General features: G+C 71.7%; 13 protein-coding genes and 1 pseudogene. 13 read left to right on the top strand and 1 reads right to left on the bottom strand.

Translation table 11 applies throughout. From position 1 onward, the window contains the following. The 9 genes and pseudogenes from AB1460_RS30830 to AB1460_RS30790 form a co-directional block, all read left to right on the top strand. A pseudogene (locus tag AB1460_RS30830) lies at positions 1 to 127 on the top strand (ABC transporter ATP-binding protein); the annotation flags it as partial. 6 nt (positions 128 to 133) lie between these two features. Beyond that, on the top strand, positions 134 to 1,387 hold the full coding sequence (locus AB1460_RS30825) for an ABC transporter ATP-binding protein (RefSeq protein ID WP_420497420.1): 1,254 nt from the start codon (positions 134 to 136) through the stop codon (positions 1,385 to 1,387). Next, positions 1,384 to 2,673, top strand: coding sequence for an ABC transporter ATP-binding protein (locus tag AB1460_RS30820; RefSeq protein ID WP_368965599.1), 1,290 nt, complete (start codon positions 1,384 to 1,386; stop codon positions 2,671 to 2,673). The genes AB1460_RS30825 and AB1460_RS30820 overlap by 4 nt, the downstream gene beginning before the upstream one ends. Further along, the gene (locus AB1460_RS30815) at positions 2,663 to 3,769 is read left to right on the top strand and encodes an LLM class flavin-dependent oxidoreductase (protein WP_368965598.1); all 1,107 of its coding nucleotides are present in this window, start codon (positions 2,663 to 2,665) and stop codon (positions 3,767 to 3,769) included. Before AB1460_RS30820 ends, AB1460_RS30815 begins: the two co-directional genes overlap by 11 nt. A gap of 81 nt (positions 3,770 to 3,850) precedes the next feature. After that, positions 3,851 to 4,945: an LLM class flavin-dependent oxidoreductase gene (locus AB1460_RS30810; RefSeq protein ID WP_368965597.1), complete on the top strand. Its 1,095-nt coding sequence runs from the start codon at positions 3,851 to 3,853 to the stop codon at positions 4,943 to 4,945. A 238-nt stretch (positions 4,946 to 5,183) separates the two neighbouring features. Next, positions 5,184 to 6,932, top strand: coding sequence for a TerD family protein (locus tag AB1460_RS30805; RefSeq protein ID WP_368965596.1), 1,749 nt, complete (start codon positions 5,184 to 5,186; stop codon positions 6,930 to 6,932). A 94-nt stretch (positions 6,933 to 7,026) separates the two neighbouring features. Further along, entirely contained in the window at positions 7,027 to 8,604 is a 1,578-nt protein-coding gene (locus AB1460_RS30800; RefSeq protein ID WP_368965595.1) for an effector-associated domain EAD1-containing protein, read from the top strand. A 111-nt stretch (positions 8,605 to 8,715) separates the two neighbouring features. Then, positions 8,716 to 9,351, top strand: coding sequence for a Uma2 family endonuclease (locus tag AB1460_RS30795; protein ID WP_368965594.1), 636 nt, complete (start codon positions 8,716 to 8,718; stop codon positions 9,349 to 9,351). Positions 9,352 to 9,496: 145 nt separating this feature from the next. Then, a complete protein-coding gene (locus tag AB1460_RS30790; RefSeq protein WP_368965593.1) occupies positions 9,497 to 10,828 on the top strand; it encodes a glycosyltransferase in 1,332 nt (443 codons plus the stop codon). A gap of 90 nt (positions 10,829 to 10,918) precedes the next feature. Here AB1460_RS30790 and AB1460_RS30785 read toward each other — a convergent pair whose 3' ends face one another. Beyond that, positions 10,919 to 11,701 carry a DUF899 family protein gene (locus AB1460_RS30785; RefSeq protein WP_368965592.1) on the bottom strand — a complete coding sequence of 261 codons (783 nt, stop codon included), beginning with the start codon at positions 11,699 to 11,701 and terminating at the stop codon, positions 10,919 to 10,921. 201 nt (positions 11,702 to 11,902) lie between these two features. On the opposite strand from AB1460_RS30785, the gene AB1460_RS30780 reads away from it, so the two are divergent. The 4 genes from AB1460_RS30780 (at position 11,903) to AB1460_RS30765 (ending at position 16,338) form a co-directional block, all read left to right on the top strand. Continuing rightward, complete coding sequence (locus tag AB1460_RS30780; protein WP_368965600.1) at positions 11,903 to 13,132, top strand: MFS transporter; 1,230 nt, start codon at positions 11,903 to 11,905, stop codon at positions 13,130 to 13,132. A gap of 171 nt (positions 13,133 to 13,303) precedes the next feature. After that, positions 13,304 to 13,477, top strand: a complete 174-nt coding sequence (locus AB1460_RS30775; RefSeq protein WP_368965591.1) for a putative RiPP precursor — start codon at positions 13,304 to 13,306, stop codon at positions 13,475 to 13,477. A 240-nt stretch (positions 13,478 to 13,717) separates the two neighbouring features. Continuing rightward, entirely contained in the window at positions 13,718 to 14,977 is a 1,260-nt protein-coding gene (locus AB1460_RS30770) for a cytochrome P450 (RefSeq protein ID WP_368965590.1), read from the top strand. Positions 14,978 to 15,192: 215 nt separating this feature from the next. Continuing rightward, entirely contained in the window at positions 15,193 to 16,338 is a 1,146-nt protein-coding gene (locus AB1460_RS30765) for an RNA-guided endonuclease InsQ/TnpB family protein (RefSeq protein ID WP_368965589.1), read from the top strand. Positions 16,339 to 16,676 lie beyond the last annotated feature (338 nt).

Raw genomic sequence — 16,676 nt, 5'->3', positions numbered from 1 at the left:
CATCGGTGCCGTCTTCCAGGACCCGGGCTCCTACCTCAACCCGTCCCACACCGTCGGCCGCCAGCTCGCCGAACAGTTCCGGGTCAAGGTCGGCCACGGCCGCCGCGAGGCCCGCACCGCCGCCGTCACGGCGATGGTGGGCAGCACCTTGTTCCAGATGTGGGTGCGCACGAGGGTGCGCTCCAGCCGGCCGCGGCTGGCATTCCGTCCGTGCCGCGGCAGACCCGGGAGGCGAAGGATGTCCGATGACCTGCTGCGGGTCGACGACCTGCACATCACCGTCGGCGGAGGGCAGGCCGGCGCCGGTCACCGGGCCCGCCGGGCTCACCAAGCTCGTCAGGCCCGTCTGCGCCCCGGGGGCCGTTTCCGACGCGGCACCGACCCGTCCACGACGGTCGCGGACGGTGACGGGCTGCGGGCAGTGCACGGGGTATCGTTCACTCTCCGGCGCGGTGAGGCCGTCGGGTTCGTCGGGGAGTCCGGCAGCGGCAAGACCCTGACCTGCCGGGCCGCCCTCGGCGTGCTCGCGCCCGGCTGCGACGTCAGCGCCGGCCAGATCGACTTCGACGGGACGTCCCTGGTCGGCCTGCCGCGGCGGCAGTGGGACGGCCTGCGCGGCACCCGCATCGGTGCCGTCTTCCAGGACCCGGGCTCCTACCTCAACCCGTCCCACACCGTCGGCCGCCAGCTCGCCGAACAGTTCCGGGTCAAGGTCGGCCACGGCCGCCGCGAGGCCCGCACCGCCGCCGTCGCGCTGCTCGCGACACTCGGCCTGCACCAGCCGGAGCTCGTCTACCACCAGTACCCGCACGAGCTGTCCGGTGGCATGCTGCAGCGCGTCGTGCTCGCGATCGCCGTCGCCGGCGAGCCGGACCTGCTCGTCGCCGACGAGGCGACGACCGCCCTCGACGTCACCGTCCAGGCCGAGGTGCTGGAGGCGCTGGACCGGCTGCGCACCGAGCGGGGCCTCGCCATCCTCGCCGTCTCCCACGACCTCGCCGTGATCGCCCAGCTCTGCGACCGCATCCTGGTCTTCTACGCGGGAGAGGTCGTCGAGACCGGGCCGACGGCGGACGTCCTCGCCAACCCCCGCCACCCGTACACGGCGGCGCTGCTGCGGGTCGCCTCCGTCGGTGACTGGCGGCGCCGCGAGCTGGAGGTCATCGACGGTTCCGCGCCGCCCGTGGGCGCGCGGATCACCGGTTGCCGTTTCGCCGACCGCTGCACCTTCGCCACCGACACCTGCCGGACGGCGCCGGTGGAACTGCGTGCCCTGCCCGACGGCGCACCCGGCGCACCCGGCATCGACCGGGCGGTGCGCTGCGTCCGGCTCGGCGAGATCGACCCGGCTGCCCGAGCCCCCGAGCGAGCAGGAGCGCCCGTATGAACCTCGCCGATCTTCGGACCCGGCCCACAGCCGCCACCGCGGCTCCGACGGCGCCGACCACGCCCGGCACCACGCCCGGCTCCGGTCCTGCCGCCGGCTCCAGTGATGGTCACGGCGCGGCCGGCAGTGACGCCGTCGAGGTCAGGGCGGTCAGAACGGCCGGGGCGGCCCACGGGCCGGCGGTGGACGCGGAGCCGCTGTTGTCGGTCCGTGGCCTGACCGTTTCCTTCCGCGCCCGCAGTGGGCCCGGCCGGCGCACCACCGTCCTGCGGGACGTCTCGCTGGACGTCCGCCCCGGCGAGATCGTCGGCGTCATCGGCGAGACCGGCTCCGGCAAGACGACCCTCGCCCGCGCGATCGTCGGCCTGGCACCCTCGGAGGCCGGTGTGATCGACGTCGACGGCACCGACATCCGCCGGCTGCGCCGCCGCGCCCGCCGCGGATTCCGGCGCGGCGGCGCCATCCGCTTCGTCTTCCAGGACCCGCTGCGCGCGCTCGACCCGGACCTCACCGTCGGGCGCAGCGTCGCCGAGGGCCTCACCGTCGCCGGCCGCGGCACCCGCGACGAGCAGCAGGCGGCCGTCGCCGACGCGCTGCGCCGGGTCGGCCTTGACCCCGCCGTGGCCGGCCGCCTGCCCGGCGCGATCTCCGGCGGGCAGCGGCAGCGGGCGTCCATCGCCCGCGCGATCGTCGACAACCCGCGCCTGCTCATCTGCGACGAGCCCGTCAGCGCGCTGGACGGCTCGAACCGCAACCTCATCCTGCGCCTCCTCGACACGCTGCGCCGCTCCCCGGCCGGTGCTGACTCCGCTCATGCTGACTCCGCCGAGCGTGACCGGCTCGGGATGATCATCATCTCGCACGACCTCAGCTCACTCGCCGGGATCGCCGACCGGGTCGTCGTCCTCTACCGCGGCCGGGTCGTCGAGGACGGCCCGATCGCCGAGGTGTTCAGCCGCCCCCGCCACCCGTACACGGCGCTGCTGATCGCCTCCGCACCGAGCATCCGCGACGAACACGGCCCGTCCCCGGCCCAGCTGCGCCGGCCCGCCGACCAGGCCGCCGACCAGCAGGGGGAGCGGGGACGTCCGGCGGAAGCCTGTGTCTTCGCCCACCGCTGCCCGTTCGCCACCGAAGCCTGCGACCACACGCCCGCGCTGGAACCGGCGGTGCCGGGCTGGACGGCCGCCTGCCACCACGAGCCGACCTGGCGCTCGGCGCTGACCAACCGTTCGGCCGCCGCCGCGGCCACGCTGACCGAAGGAGTGAACAACGATGCCCGTTGAGTTCATCGGGATGGTGGCCACCGCCGCCGGCAGCGAGTCGCAGGGCTCGAGCGGCCCCGTCGTCGACCCCGGCTACCTGGACCAGTTCGTCCGTGCGCATGAGGAGGCCGGCTTCGACCGCGTCCTGGTCGCCCACGCGTCCTTCATGCCCGACGGGTTCGTCGTCGCCGACCAGATCCTCGCCCGCTCCTCGAAGCTCGGAGTCCTGCTCGCGCACCGGCCCGGCTTCGTCGCCCCGACCATCGCCGCGCGCAAGTACGCCACCATCGACGCCTTCAACCCCGGCCGGATCGCCCTGCACGTCATCACCGGCGGCGACGACGCCGACCAGGCCCGCGACGGCGACCTCGCGGACAAGCCCACCCGCTACCGGCGCACCGACGAGTTCCTCGACGTCCTGCGGCGCGAGTGGGAGTCGGCGGAGCCGTTCGACTACGACGGCGAGTTCTACCAGGTCCGCGGCGCCTGGTCGGCGGTGCGCCCGCCCGCCGGACGCGTCCCGATCTACTTCGGCGGGGCCTCCGCCGACGCGGTACGGGTCGGCGGCAAGCACGCCGACGTCTACGCCTTCTGGGGCGAGCCGCTCGCCGGCATCGCCGAGCGCATCCGCGAGGTCCGCGCCGCCGCCGCTCCCTACGCCCGCAGCCCACGGTTCAGCGTCAGCCTGCGGCCGATCCCCGCCGAGACCGAGCAGGCCGCGTGGGACCGCGCCGCCGACATCCTGGAGCTCACCCGCGCCCGCAGCGCGGACCTCCAGAAGTTCCTCAAGGGCTCCAACCAGGTCGGTTCGCAGCGGCTGCTCGGCTATGCCGACGAGAAGGACGTCCACGACAAGCGGCTGTTCACGGCCATCGCGAAGGCCACCGGCGCCGTCGGCAACTCCACCGCGCTGGTCGGCAGCTACGAGCAGGTCGCCGAAGCCCTCGTCGACTACGTGAACGTCGGTGTCTCCACGCTGCTCATCCGCGGCTTCGACCCCGTCGCCGACGCCCGCGACTACGGCTCGCTGGTGAAGCTCGTCCACGAGCAGACCGCGGACCGCGACCTCACCCCGCCGCCGCCCGCGGTTCCCGTCGCCACGACCGCTCAGGCCTGAGGCACCGCCGGCCGGCCTGCCCGCCGGCCTGCCCGTCCGCCGTCCGCCGTCGACGCTGACACGACAGGGAGCTGAAGCAGGATGACCATCGAGATTCTCGGCATGGTGGCGACCAAGGAGGCGTCCGAGACCCGCGGGTCGTTCTACGACGGGCCCGTCGTGGACACCGCCTACCTCACCCGGTTCGCCCAGGCCCACGACGAGGCCGGCTTCGACCGTGTCCTCATCGGCTACGGCGCGACGGGCCCGGACGGTTTCGCCGTCGCCGGCCACGTCCTGGCGCACACCGCGCGGCTCGGCGTGCTCATCGCGCACCGGCCGGGCTTCGTCGCGCCCACCCTGGTCGCCCGCAAGCTCGCCACCCTCGACCACCTGAGCGGTGGCGGCCGGGTCGCCATCCATCACATCTCCGGCGGCAGCGACGCCGACCAGCGCCGGGACGGCGACTTCGCCGACCACGACACCCGCTACGAGCGCACCGCCGAGTTCATGCAGGTGCTGCGCCGGACCCTCACCTCGGACGCCCCGTTCGACCACGAGGGACGCTTCTACCGGTTCGAAGGCGCCTACAGCACCGCCAGGCCCGCGACCCCGGCGGGCATCCCGCTGTACTTCGGCGGGCAGTCCGACGCCGCGGTCGCCGTCGGCACCCAGCACGCGGACGTCTACATGCTCTTCGGTGAGCCGCTCGAGCAGACCGCGGAACGGATCGCACTGCTACGTGCCGAAGCGGCCCGGCACGGGCGCACCCTGCGCTTCAGCCTCTCCACCCGGCCGATCATCGCGCAGACCGAGGACGCCGCCTGGGCCCGCGCGGACGCGATCGCCGCCGAGACCCGCCGGCGGCTCGCATCGACCGGCGACCCCACCGCCCGGGCCTGGGGGATGACGAACTCGGTGGCCTCCAACCGACTCCAGGACGTCGCCGCCCGCCAACAGGTCCACGACGAGCGGCTGTGGTTCGGCGTCACCGCGCTCACCGGCCCGGGCGGCAACTCCTCCGGTCATGTCGGGACGGCACAGCAGGTCGCCGACGCGCTGCTGCGCTACCACGAGATCGGCGTCGACACCTTCCTCATCCGCGGCTTCGACCCGTATGAGGACGTCGTCGAATGGGGCAGGGAACTGATCCCTGCCCTTCGCGCCGGCGCCGAGCGGATCCCCGTCCCGGCCTGACGGCCTGACGGCCTGACCGGCTGTCCACCGTCCGCGTTCCGCGTTCCGCGGTCCCGAGCGGATCAGCTCGGGACCGGAAACGCGCTGTGGCGCCACGGAACGGGGCGGGTTCTCCGCCCCGTTCCTGTTTCCCCTCAGGCATAATCTGTCGGTCAGCCACGGGGACGGCCATCTGGCCGAGCTGTGTGTAACGCCGTCGGTGTCCCCATGTGGTATTGGATTTTCGGTGGGGGAACTGATGGTCGTTGCGCAGAGGTTGTCAAAAGGTGCCAACGTGGCGATTGCCGCGGAGACCGTCCGTGCTGTGGTTTCCTCTGCGTCCGGCGAGTCCCTCGACGTCTGCGCCGTCCTGGTGAACAGCGCGGGCCAGGTCCGCTCCGATGATGACTTCGTCTTCTACAACCAGCCGCGTCACCGGTCCGGCTCCGTCAGCCTCGCGAGCGTCGGTGCGGCCGGCTCCGCCGGTACCGGGGCGACACTGACCGTCGAGACCGGCCGGATCGAGGCCGAGATCGCCACCGTGGTGATCGCGGGCTCGGTCGACGACGGCACGTTCGCCGGAGTCGGCGGGCTGCTCCTCGAGGTCTACGGCGAGGACGGCTCGCCGCTTGCCGAGTTCGCGCCGGACACCTCGGAGCCGGTGACCACCATGGTTTTCGGTGAGTTGTACCGGCGGGGAACGGGCTGGAAGTTCCGCGCGGTCGGCCAGGGCTGGGACAGCGGCCTGGCTGGCCTGGCCAGAAGCTTCGGGATCTCCGTCGAGGAGCCGGAGGCCGCGCCGGCCGCGCCGCAGCCGCCGCGTGGCGCGGCTGGGCCGGCCTCGCGAGGGACACCCGGACCCGGGTCCGGGCCCGCTGTGCCGCCCCGGCCCGCGGCGTCGCCCGCGCCCGCGCCCGCGCCCGCACAGCCGAACCGCAGCGGCGGCGTCCATCGCCGCGCCGACTGGTATCCCGACCCGGAGGCGGGCGGCGGTCTGCGGTGGTGGGATGGCGACACCTGGAGCGCCCATACCCGCGGGCAGTTCACGGAATCAGACACCACCTGCGGTCGCTGCGGCGCCGCGAAACGCCGCCGACTCTTTCTCGGGCCGGTGCCCTGCGCGCTCTGTGAGGACGCCATCCGCGGCATTCTCGCGGACTGGCGTCGCCGCCTCTCGGCGGGTGTCGAAGCCGGCCCGGGAGCTTCCACCCTCGAGGATTTCTGGGCCGAGCTGCGTTTCCAGTGCATCCCCGAAGCCGCCGGTCAGGAAGTGTTCCAGTCCGTGGCGCTGGGCTATCTTCAGCGGCTCGTCACGTTCGCCTTCGCCGACGAGATCATCGAGGAGCACGAGCTCACGCTCTTCGAGGACGAGGTCCGCCGCCTGGGCATCGGGCACCCCGCGGTCGGGATGATGCGTGAGCGGCTGCAGCGCGGCCTCGATCTCTCCCGCATCCGCAACGGCGAGCTGCCCCGGGTGACGGCACCGACCCTGCACCTCGACCTGGACGAGATCGTTCACCTGGACGTGAGCGTGGTGCAGGTGCGCCATCTTGCCAGCGGCCCTCGGCACACCCCTGGACGCCTCGTCGCCAGTAACCGCAAGCTCCGCTTCCTCGCCCAGACCGGTGCGGGCACGGAACTCGCCTGGACAAAGGTGGTCGCGGTCGCCGGGGGCTACGGAACCGTCGACATCTCGGCGACGACGGCCCGCGGCGGCGGCATCTACCGCGTCGACGACCCGGAGTACGCGGCCGCCGTCCTCTCCGGTGTGCTGCGCGTCGCGCGGCGGCTGGTGATCGCACCCCGCGGACGCGACAGCCGCGCCGTCCCGCAGGCGGTGAAGGCGGAGGTCTGGCAGCGCGACAGGGGCGCCTGCGTGCAGTGCAGCGCGACCGAGTACCTGGAGTTCGACCACGTCATCCCACACAGCCGAGGCGGCGCGACCAGTGTGAACAACCTCCAGCTGCTGTGTCGCCGCTGCAACCTGGAGAAGGGCGCGCGCATCTGAGGCATGCTTCCCGGCACCGATTTGATGATTGCCTGCGAGCAAGCTGCAACGATTGCAGAAGGATAGCGGTCGGGTCACGGGCGGGGGCACGGCAGTGGACACGCTGAACGAGCGGGAGATACGCGAGCTCGCGACATTCTTCGACAACGAAGTCGCCGTGCGGCAGCTTCTGGAAGAAGCGGGGCTTGGGCGGGCGATCCTGCCGATATGGCAGGTCAGCGCACAGGTCTTCTGGCAGGAGGTCAACCGGCTGCTCCGGGCCGGAGTTCTCGCGCAGGGGCGTGAGCGCATCCTTGAGGCGGCCGGCCGACGGTTTCCCGAGAACAAGGTCTTCATCCGGCCGGCCACCGAGGAGACGATCTCATCCGTCCCGGAAACCGCTGAGCGGGCGCCGGACCACCCCGTGCCGGGCCCACCTGCGCCCGAGCGTCCTCGCGCCTCCCCACCGGCGGAGACGGGCGAGGACGCGCCAGCTCCCGGTGCCGGTGCTGCTGCCGGTGCCGGGGCGCGCGGGCGGTGGCCTGGAGCCGGTCTGCCGACGCGGCGGGGCCTGTTTCTGCTCGCCGGGCCCGTCGCGGCGGGTGCGACCGTCGGGGCAGTTCTGCTGAGCACGAAGGACAGGCCGGGGCAGGGTTCCGCCCGGCCCGGCCAGGGCCCCGAGACCTCCGACCCCCCGACGGCAGAGGTGTGGTCCGGTCGGGTGCAGGGCGCCGATCAGCGGTTCGCCCCGTTGGTGGGACATTCCGAGTCGGTGTTCTCGGTCGCCTTCTCCCCGACGAGCGGGGTCCTGGCGAGTGCCAGTGGCGATGGCACGGTGCGGCTGTGGGACGTCAACCGCCACCGGTTTCTTGGTCAGCCGCTGGAGCTGGGCGACGCCGCGGTGCACTCGGTGGTGTTCGCCGCCGACCGGCCGATCATGGCCAGCGGCGGGTTGGACGGAGCCGCCCGGCTGTGGGATGTGCGCACCCCTGACAGGCCGAAGCCGTTCGGCAGTCCACGGAGTTCACTGGCTGACCCGGAGAATCCGCTCCACGCGGTCGCGCTTTCGCCGGACGGGCAGGTTCTCGCCACGGCCGGCGAGGACCTGTCCGTCCGGCTGTGGGACATCAGCGACCCGGCCGCCTTCAGGCTCCTCGACCAGCCGCTGCCCGGGCACGGCGGCATCGTGCGCGCACTGGCCTTCTCGTCGGATGCCCGGGTGCTGGCCAGCGCCTCCGACGATCACACCGTGCGCCTGTGGGACCTCACCGACCGAGAGAACCCCCAAGCGTGGGAAGCGGCCACAAGGAGCCACGGAGACGCTGTCTGGGCAGTAGCCTTCTCACCGGAGGGGCAGCTCCTGGCCAGTGGCGGAGACGACCGCACCCTGCGGCTGTGGGACATCACCGACCCCACCGCCCCCGGTGAGCCGGTCGCCTCGTCAACCGGCCATACCACCAACCGGATCTCAGCCCTCGCGTTCTCACCGGCCGGAACGACTTTGGCCGAAGGCGGCAACGACGGTCTGGTCCGGCTGTGGGACATTCTCCAGCCTGTTGAACTGCGCGAAAGTGCGGTGGATCCGCTCGCGGGGCCTGAGGACTCCGTGTGGTCCGTTGATTTCTCGCCGGACGGACGCTTCCTGGCCAGCGGCAGCGGAGACGCGAAGATCCGCCTGTGGGCTCTGCGTTGACCGAGGCCTCCCTGGTGCACCACGGAGGCCAGCATGGATCTACGCTGGAGGCGGGCAGTCGCGGCCGACCGACGTCCTGAGACGTGCCACGGTTCGTCCACTCAGGAGGCGATGGTGACAGCGGCACTGCCGGAGGACAGCTGGCTGCGTGGTCTGCGCCCGCAGCCAGCTCGGGTGACGGCCGCCGAGTACGAGGCGTTGCCGGAGGAGATCGCCCGGGCGATCGAGATCGTCGACGGTTACGTCATCTTCTGCGAGGCGCCGACCCCGGAACACCAGACGGCCGGGCGGCGGCTGGCCAACCTGCTGGAACGGCACGCCCAGGAGGCGACGAGGTCCGGCCGGTACGGCTGTCTGACGGTCAACAACGACGTCGACCTGCGGCTGCGCGACGTCCCCCTGCTCAACCGCCGGCCTGACGTCATCCTCTACCGCTGCCTTGACCGGGCCGGTGGTGAACGGCTCCGGGCCGAGCACGCCCTGCTCGTCGTCGAGATAGTCTCGCCCGGTTCGGAAACCCAGGACACCACCGACAAGCTGGGCGAGTACGCCCGGGCAGGTATCCCGCACTACTGGATCACCCGGCTCGACAGCGACGGCGTCACCAGCATCGAACGCTTCGCGCTCGACCGGGCCAGCATGCGCTACAAGCATCTCGGCACCGTCATGAAGGACGAGGCCGGCAGCCCACCTGAGCTCATGAATCCCATCCCGATCGTCATCACCTGGGCCGAGCTGACTTTCTGAGCGTCGCGCACCTTACATTCGGTGGATGCCTCGTCGGCCAGAAGGCATTCTGCTCGCAGGGGCCCTGCCATCGGAGGGCGGCCCGTTCCCAGCCGTGACCATCAACGCGTGGCCACGACCGCCTGCGCCGAAAGGTGACGTTCTCGTGGCTCGATTCCTGTTTGCCACCACTCCTGCCATGGGCCACACGGCGCCGGCCTATCCGATTGCGCGGGCGCTGGTGGATCGTGGGCACACCGTCCGGTGGTACGCCGGTTCGGGCTTCGCCGACGCCATCACGGCCACCGGCGCGACATTCCATCCGATGAGTGACCCTCGTGACGATTTCAGTGTCGCGGGCCTTGACGGCCGGTTTCCCGAGCGGAGAAAGGCGTCCGGGCTGCGCAAGCTGCAGTTCGACATGGTGCACGGGTTCGCCCGGCCGACGCGTACCCACGTCCGGGATCTGCGGGCCCTCCTCGACCTGGAGCCCGCCGACGTCATTGTCGGCGACACCGCGTTCATTGCCGCGCCACTGATCCAGGAACTCGGCGGACCCGTGTTCGCCGGCTTCGGCATCTCCGTGCTCGGCTTCCCCAGCCGGGAACTCGCCCCGTTCGGCCTCGGGCTCGCGCCGTCCGCCACCCTGCCCGGGCGGATCCGCAACCGCGTCCTCGAACAGGTCATGCGCCGGATCGTTTTCCGGTCGATGAGCACGGAGGTCAACGCCATCCGGCGCGGGCTTGGCCTGCCTGCCACCTCGGACGTGCTGTTCGAGTATCCGCTGGCATCCCGGCTGTACCTGCAGTTCAGCCCGCCCGGATTCGAGTACGCCGTGACCGACCTGCCGCCCCAGGTGCGCTTCGTCGGGCCGCCGCGCCCGCTGGGCGACCCGAGCTGGATCCCTCCGGCCTGGTGGGACGAGCTCAGCTCGGGGCGCAAGGTCGTCCTGGTGAACCAGGGCACTGTCGCGACCGACGCGGAGCAGTTGCTCCGCCCGGCGATCGACGCCCTCTCCGGCGAGGACGTCCTGGTCGTTGCCGTGACCGGCGGCGGCGACCCGGCTGCGCTCGGGACCCTGCCGCCGAACGCCCACGCCGAGCGCTTCATCCCCTTCGACGAGCTCCTGCCGCACGTGGACGTCTTCCTGACGAACGGTGGCTACGGCGGGACACAGCTCGCGCTCTCCCATGGCGTGCCGATCGTCGCGGCCGGCAGGACCGAGGACAAGATCGAGGTCAACGCACGGGTGGCGTGGTCCGGGGTCGGCGTGGACCTGCGCACCCAGACACCGTCGGGGGAACAGATCCGCACAGCCGTCCGCAAGGTCCTGGCCGACCCGCGCTACGCCATGAAGGCCCGCCGCCTCCAGGCCGAGATCGAGGCTGCCGGGCGGGAGGAGAAGGCCGCCGACCTGCTGGAGACCCTGGCTGCCTCCGCCTCGCCGGCCGCCGCCAGTACACCCGCCGCCAGTACACCTTCACGCAGCGCCGCGTAGCCCCAGCGCCGCGTCCAGGTCCAGGTCCAGGCCCAGGTCCACGTCCACGCGGGGCGGGGACGGACGCGTGCGGGTGCGGGTGCGGACGTGTCAGCGGCACTGGCCCTGTCGGCCGAGGGTTTCCACAGGGGGTGCGGCGGGGCGGGTCCACTGCGGCACAGGGCGGCTGGTCGGGCCCCAGGTGGCGTTCCCGTCGGCGTCCGAGCGCCAGTACCAGCAGGCGTGGCGCCCCTCGGGCCAGCCCTCGGGCTTGTCCTCCCACGCCTCGCCGCGGCCGTAGGGCGTCCGGTCGAGCAGGGCGAAGGAGCCGTTGGCCGGCTCGTTGCCGCGGCCGGTCGTGGAGTAGGTGAGGAACGCGCGGTCGCCGTCGCGCAGGAAGCAGGTGAGGTAGCCCATGGCGCCGCCGACCGGCTCGTCCAGGTCGCGCACCGAGTACCAGGGCTGGGTGTAGCCCATGAAGGCGACGTAGGAGGCCACCTCGTCCCACCGGCCCGTCGTGACGATCGCGGCGGAGACGCCTCGGGCGTTGAGGTAGACGGCGTCCCTGAGGTGCCAGGCCATCATGGTGCAGCCCTCGCACTGCCCCTGGTGCGGTGCGCCGTCCCACCACATGTGCTTGTAGACCACGAGCTCGTCGCGACCCTGGAACAGGTCCAGGAACGGGACCGGGCCGTCGGCGCCGACCACCTGCACCGTCCCGTCGAACTCCACCATCGGCAGCCGGCGGCGGGCGGCGGCGAGGGCGTCGCCCTCGCGGGTGTGGGCCTTCTCGCGGACCAGGAGCTCGTCCCGGGCGGCCTGCCAGGTGGCCAGGTCAACGACGGGCGGGCGTCCTGCCAGCATGGTGGCCGGGTCGCCGGGGATGGTCGTCATGGTGTCCTCCGTGGTGTCTCGTACCGGGCCGCGTCGTACGACGCGTGACAACGGTCACCAGAACAGACCCACGACCCGGCCGGAACTCATCGCGGCGGGGATCCCGTCATCGGCTGGCCAGTGCCGGCCATGGCGTTAGGATCGGGTGTCATGCGACGCCGACGACGTTGATCCCACGGATGTTCCGCTGCTGAGGCGGGCCTGGCCCGCCGGCTGTACGCGTATGCGGCGTGTGAGGACGCGGTCCTCCTCTACCCGCTGTATGCGTTGCTCTTCGTCGAGCATGGCCTGTCACCGGCCGCTGTCTCGTCGCTGTTCGCGCTGTGGTCGCTGACGGCGTTCCTCACCGAGGTTCCTTCGGGTGTGCTGGCAGACCTGGTGTCGCGCCGGCTGTTGCTGGTCTTCTCTCCGTTGCTGACAGCCGCCGGGTTCGCCCTCTGGACTCTGGCACCTGGCTACGGTGCTTTCGCCGCCGGGTTCGTGCTGTGGGGAATCGGCGGGTCGCTGCGGTCGGGTACCTGGCAGGCCTACATCCACGCCGAGCTCACGGCGCTGGGCCGGGTGGACGCCTACCCCCGGCTGACAGGCCGCGCTGAGGCCGTCGGCACCGTGTCAGCGCTGGTCGCGGCCGTGGTGGCCGGCCCGGTGCTGGCCGTGGCCGGGTTCGTCACGGTGGGGTTGGCGAGCGTCGCCGCACCTCTGACGGCCGCTGCTCTCGCCCTGGCTTTGCCCGACACCCGCACCACCATGCCTGCTGGTGAGGCTGGTGAGGCTGGTGAGGCCGGTGAGGCCGGCGACGCGGCGGACGGTGGCCGGGAGGCGTGTTCGCGTGTCGGCGGCGAGCAGGCAACAGGGTCGCTTCGGGTCTTCCGGCAGGGCTTGGCGGCTCTGCGCCGCTCGGCGGCGACACGGGCTGCCGTCGCGATGGTGGCCGGCCTGGCAGCCATTCTCACGCTCGACGAGTACCTGCCCCTGCTCGTCGCCGACATGGGACTCCCACCGTCCCTCGTCCCCGCCGGCTACGGGATCATGCTTGCCGGTACCGCCGTCGGTGCCTGGCTGGCCGATCGCGGAACCCGCCACGCCGGGTGGGTGCTGGCCGCCGGGGGATGCGCCCTGGCTGTCGGTGCGCTCAGCGCCACGCCTGTCGGGCTGGTCGGTGTGGCGGTCGCGTTCGGGGTGCTGCAGTGGGCGGCGGTGCAGGCCGACACCCGGTTGCAACAGGTCGTTCCGGACTCCTCCCGGGCAACGGTCACCTCGCTGGCGGGGTCCGTGTCCGAGATCGCCTCGGTGGGGGTGTTCGGTTTCTGGGCCGCGGGATCGGTGTGGGCGGGCCCGACGGTGCTGTTCGGCTGCGCCGGTCTGCCGGTGCTCCTGCTCGCCGCTGCGTGGCGCCGTTCCAGCAGCACGGCCGGCTCGGACGCAGGGTGATGAACCCTTACTGAACCTGCACTGAAGCGGACGGGGACACGATGGAGAGTGGTGGCAGGAATGCTCCCCGGGCTCGGGTGAACGTGTCCGGTCGCGCCGGTCAGGCGAGCGGCCGTGACGCGGTCTCGACCAAGCGGCCACCGACGATCGCGAGCCTGGAACGAGGAGGCCATGATGAAGCGCAGGTACGAGGCGCCGTCGATCTCGGCGCGAGGATCTTTCCAGGATGTCACCGGGACCTTCTTCTGGGGCTGGAACCGGGGCTGGGGCTGGGGCCACGGCTGGGGCAGTTGGGGCGGCTGGGGCTGGAACCGCGGCGGCTGGGGACGTGGCTGGGGCTGGTAGGAACCAGCCGAACCGGAGCTCCTCACCTGGAACATCTCCCCGAAGGAAGCGGAGGCCGTGCCCGATCGAGCCGTCCATGGCGGCGACCAGGTCGGGCGCGGCCTCCGCGCAGTACTCCAATCGGACAATGGGAACCGGCCGCCGCCGGGTCGGAGACGAGCGGTTTTCTCCCATCCCGTGCCGTCGGGGCGGGATTCTGGAGCCACCGTGCGGTGCGAACTTCGGCGGAGGAGATGGTCTGTGACCACGGTGAGCGGCGCGGAGACGTCCACGGTCGGTCCTGGCGGGCTGGTGGGCGCGATGACGGCGACCCGCCTGGCGGACCCCTATCCGCGCTACCGGGAGTTCCGGGAGGCCGCCGCCTTCGTGCCCGACGAGATGGCCGGCCGCACGATCACGCTGGTGACCCGTCTTGCCGAGGCGTCGGCGGTGCTCGCCCATCCGGCGACCGGGCACGGGTACGGCGCCGGCATCAGCTACCGGGGGGTCGCCGAGGACGGGCTCGGCTCGCTGCTGCGTGCCGACCCGCCCGACCACACCCGCCTGCGGCGACTGGTCGGCAGGGCGTTCACCCCGGCCGTCATCGAAGCCCTCGTCCCGGAGATCACCTCCGTGGCGCACACCCTGCTCGACCAGGCGATCGACCAGGGCCGGATCGACGCTGTCGCCTCCTACGCGCGCCCGCTGCCGCTACGGGTGATGTGCCTGCTGCTCGGCGTCCCGACCGCGGACGAGGAGCTGTTCGGGGGATGGGCGGACGCCCTCAGCCGCGGCCTCGACCCCGCCTACCTGCTCACCGTCGCGGACAAGGCCGCCTGCAACACGGCGACGGCCGCGTTCGACGACTACTTCCGCGACCTGATCGTCCGGCGCCGCAGAGAACCGCGCGTGGACCTGCTCAGCCGCCTCGTGGAGATCCACGACGACGGCGACATGCTCACCGAGCGGGAACTGCTCGAACTGTGCACCCTGCTTCTCGTCGCCGGCCACGAGACGACCGTGAACCTCATCAGCGGCGGCATCCTCGCGCTGCTGCGCAACCCCGACCAGCTGGCGGACGTGCGGGCCGATCCGTGGCTGGTCGGCTCCGCCGTCGAGGAGACCCTGCGCCACGACCCGCCGGTGCAGTTCCTCGCCCGCACCATCCTGCAGGACGCCGACATAGCCGGGTACCGGTTCACCCGCGGCGACGGCGCCGTCATCATGATCGGCGCCGCCAACCGCGACCCGGCCGCGTTCGCCGAGCCGGACCGGTTCCTCGCCGCCCGCCACACCAGTTCCGCCGGGGCCCGACGCCATCTCGGGTTCGGTGTCGGTATTCACTACTGCCTCGGCGCGCCGCTGGCCCGGCTGGAGGCGGACATCGCCTTCCGCGCGCTGCTGAAGCGGACGCGCTCCATCACCCTGGCCGAGGATTCGCCGGCTGGCGGCGCTCTTATCTACCGCCCGCACATCATCCTGCGGGGCCTGGCGAGTCTCCCGCTCCACCTGTCGGCCTGAACGACTTCGTCAGAGGTCGATCAGACGGCGAAGCCAGTGCCGGATGCCCTCGACTTCGGTGGCCGTCAGCCGACCAGGCGGGTTCCGGCCGATTAGGCGGTCGGTGGAGGCGGCAGTGACCGAGAAAGGTAGCGCGCAGGCCCCGTCCTTCAGGGCGGGGTTAGCGCATCGACTCCGGCGTCAAGGTGACAGTGGCGTGATGTATTCTGCCGGCTATGGGGATTCGGGTGGTGAAGCGGGCATATCGCTACCGCTTCCACCCGAATCCGGAACAGGCGGAGAATCTTTCGAAGACGTTTGGCTGTGTCCGTTACGTCTACAATCGGGCACTGGCCGAACGGCACCGGGCATGGGCCCTGGAACAGCGCCGGGTCAGCCACGCCGAGACCGACAGGATGCTCACCGGGTGGAAACGCGACCCGGGCACGCTGTGGCTCGCCGAGCCGTCGAAGGGGCCGCTGCAGGCGACGTTGCGCCACCTGCAGACGGCGTACGTCAACTTCTGGCAGAAGCGGGCCGGCTACCCCTCCTTCAAGAAGAAGGGGAAGGCGACCGACTCGGCGACCTACTTCCGCACCTGCTTCGCCTTCCGGGATGGCAGGCTGACGCTGGCGAAACAGTCGGCGCCGTTGGAGGTCGTCTGGTCGAGGCCGCTGCCCGAGGGGGCCGACCCGTCGCAGGTCACCGTGTCGCGGAACTCCCGCGGCCAGTACCACGTGTCGATCCTCGTCGAGGACGTGGTGTCCGACCTGCCTGCGACGGGTGCGGCGGTGGGTCTCGACATGGGTGTGTCGTCGCTGGTCACCCTGTCGAGCGCAGAGAAGGCCGCGAACCCGAGACACGAGCGCCGCGACCGGGAACGACCCGCCCGCGCGCAGCGGGACCTGTCCCGCAGGCAGAAGGGCTCCCGCAACCGGGCCAGGGCCCGCGCGAAGGTCGCGAGGATCCATGGGCGGATCTCGGACCGTCGCCGCGACGGCCTGCACGCACTGTCCACGGCGATCATCCGCGAGAACCAAGTGGTGGTTGTCGAGGACCTGGCGGTTCGGAACATGGTCCGCAGTCACAGCCTTGCCCGTGCGATCTCGGACGCGGGGTGGCGGGATCTGCGGGCCATGCTGGAGTACAAGGCCCGCTGGTATGGGCGGACGGTTATCGCCATCGATCGGTGGTACCCGTCGTCCAGGACGTGTTCGGTGTGTGGGGCGCTGGTCGGATCGTTGCCGCTGGATATCCGGGAGTGGACGTGCCACCGGTGTGGCGCGCACCACGACCGGGATGTGAACGCGGCCAGGAACATACTCGCGGCGGGGCTCGCCGTGAAAGCCTGTGGAGACGGAGTGAGACCACTCCGCTCCTAGAGCGGGGAGGCATCTGTCAGTGAATCAGGAACCCGTATCGCGAGGTCCGGGAATCCCCTCTCTTCAGGGAGGGGAGGATGTCAAGTCCTCTGTCCTCGCCCAGCTCGGCCTGTCCAGGCCCGCCTCTGCCGAGGTGATCGGTACGTGGTGGGGGGAGCCCGCGGTTCCGCGGTCTGCGTCTTCGACGCCGACCAGGCGGGTGGCCGTGGGGCAATACCAGGAACTTTAGGTTCGGGTTAGTACTGTGACGACCGAGGGTGGTGGTCCTGTGAGGTGTCTGTCGATCGGCTTCTTGGTGGGGAATGGGGTGCGGTTGGCCCGGCGGACGACGCGGGGGT

It is taken from the genome of Parafrankia sp. FMc2, from assembly GCF_041008525.1.
Classification (GTDB): Bacteria; Actinomycetota; Actinomycetes; order Frankiales; family Frankiaceae; genus Parafrankia.
The sequence above is the reverse complement of the archived record's forward strand: the minus strand, read 5'-3'. Positions and strand labels throughout refer to the sequence as shown.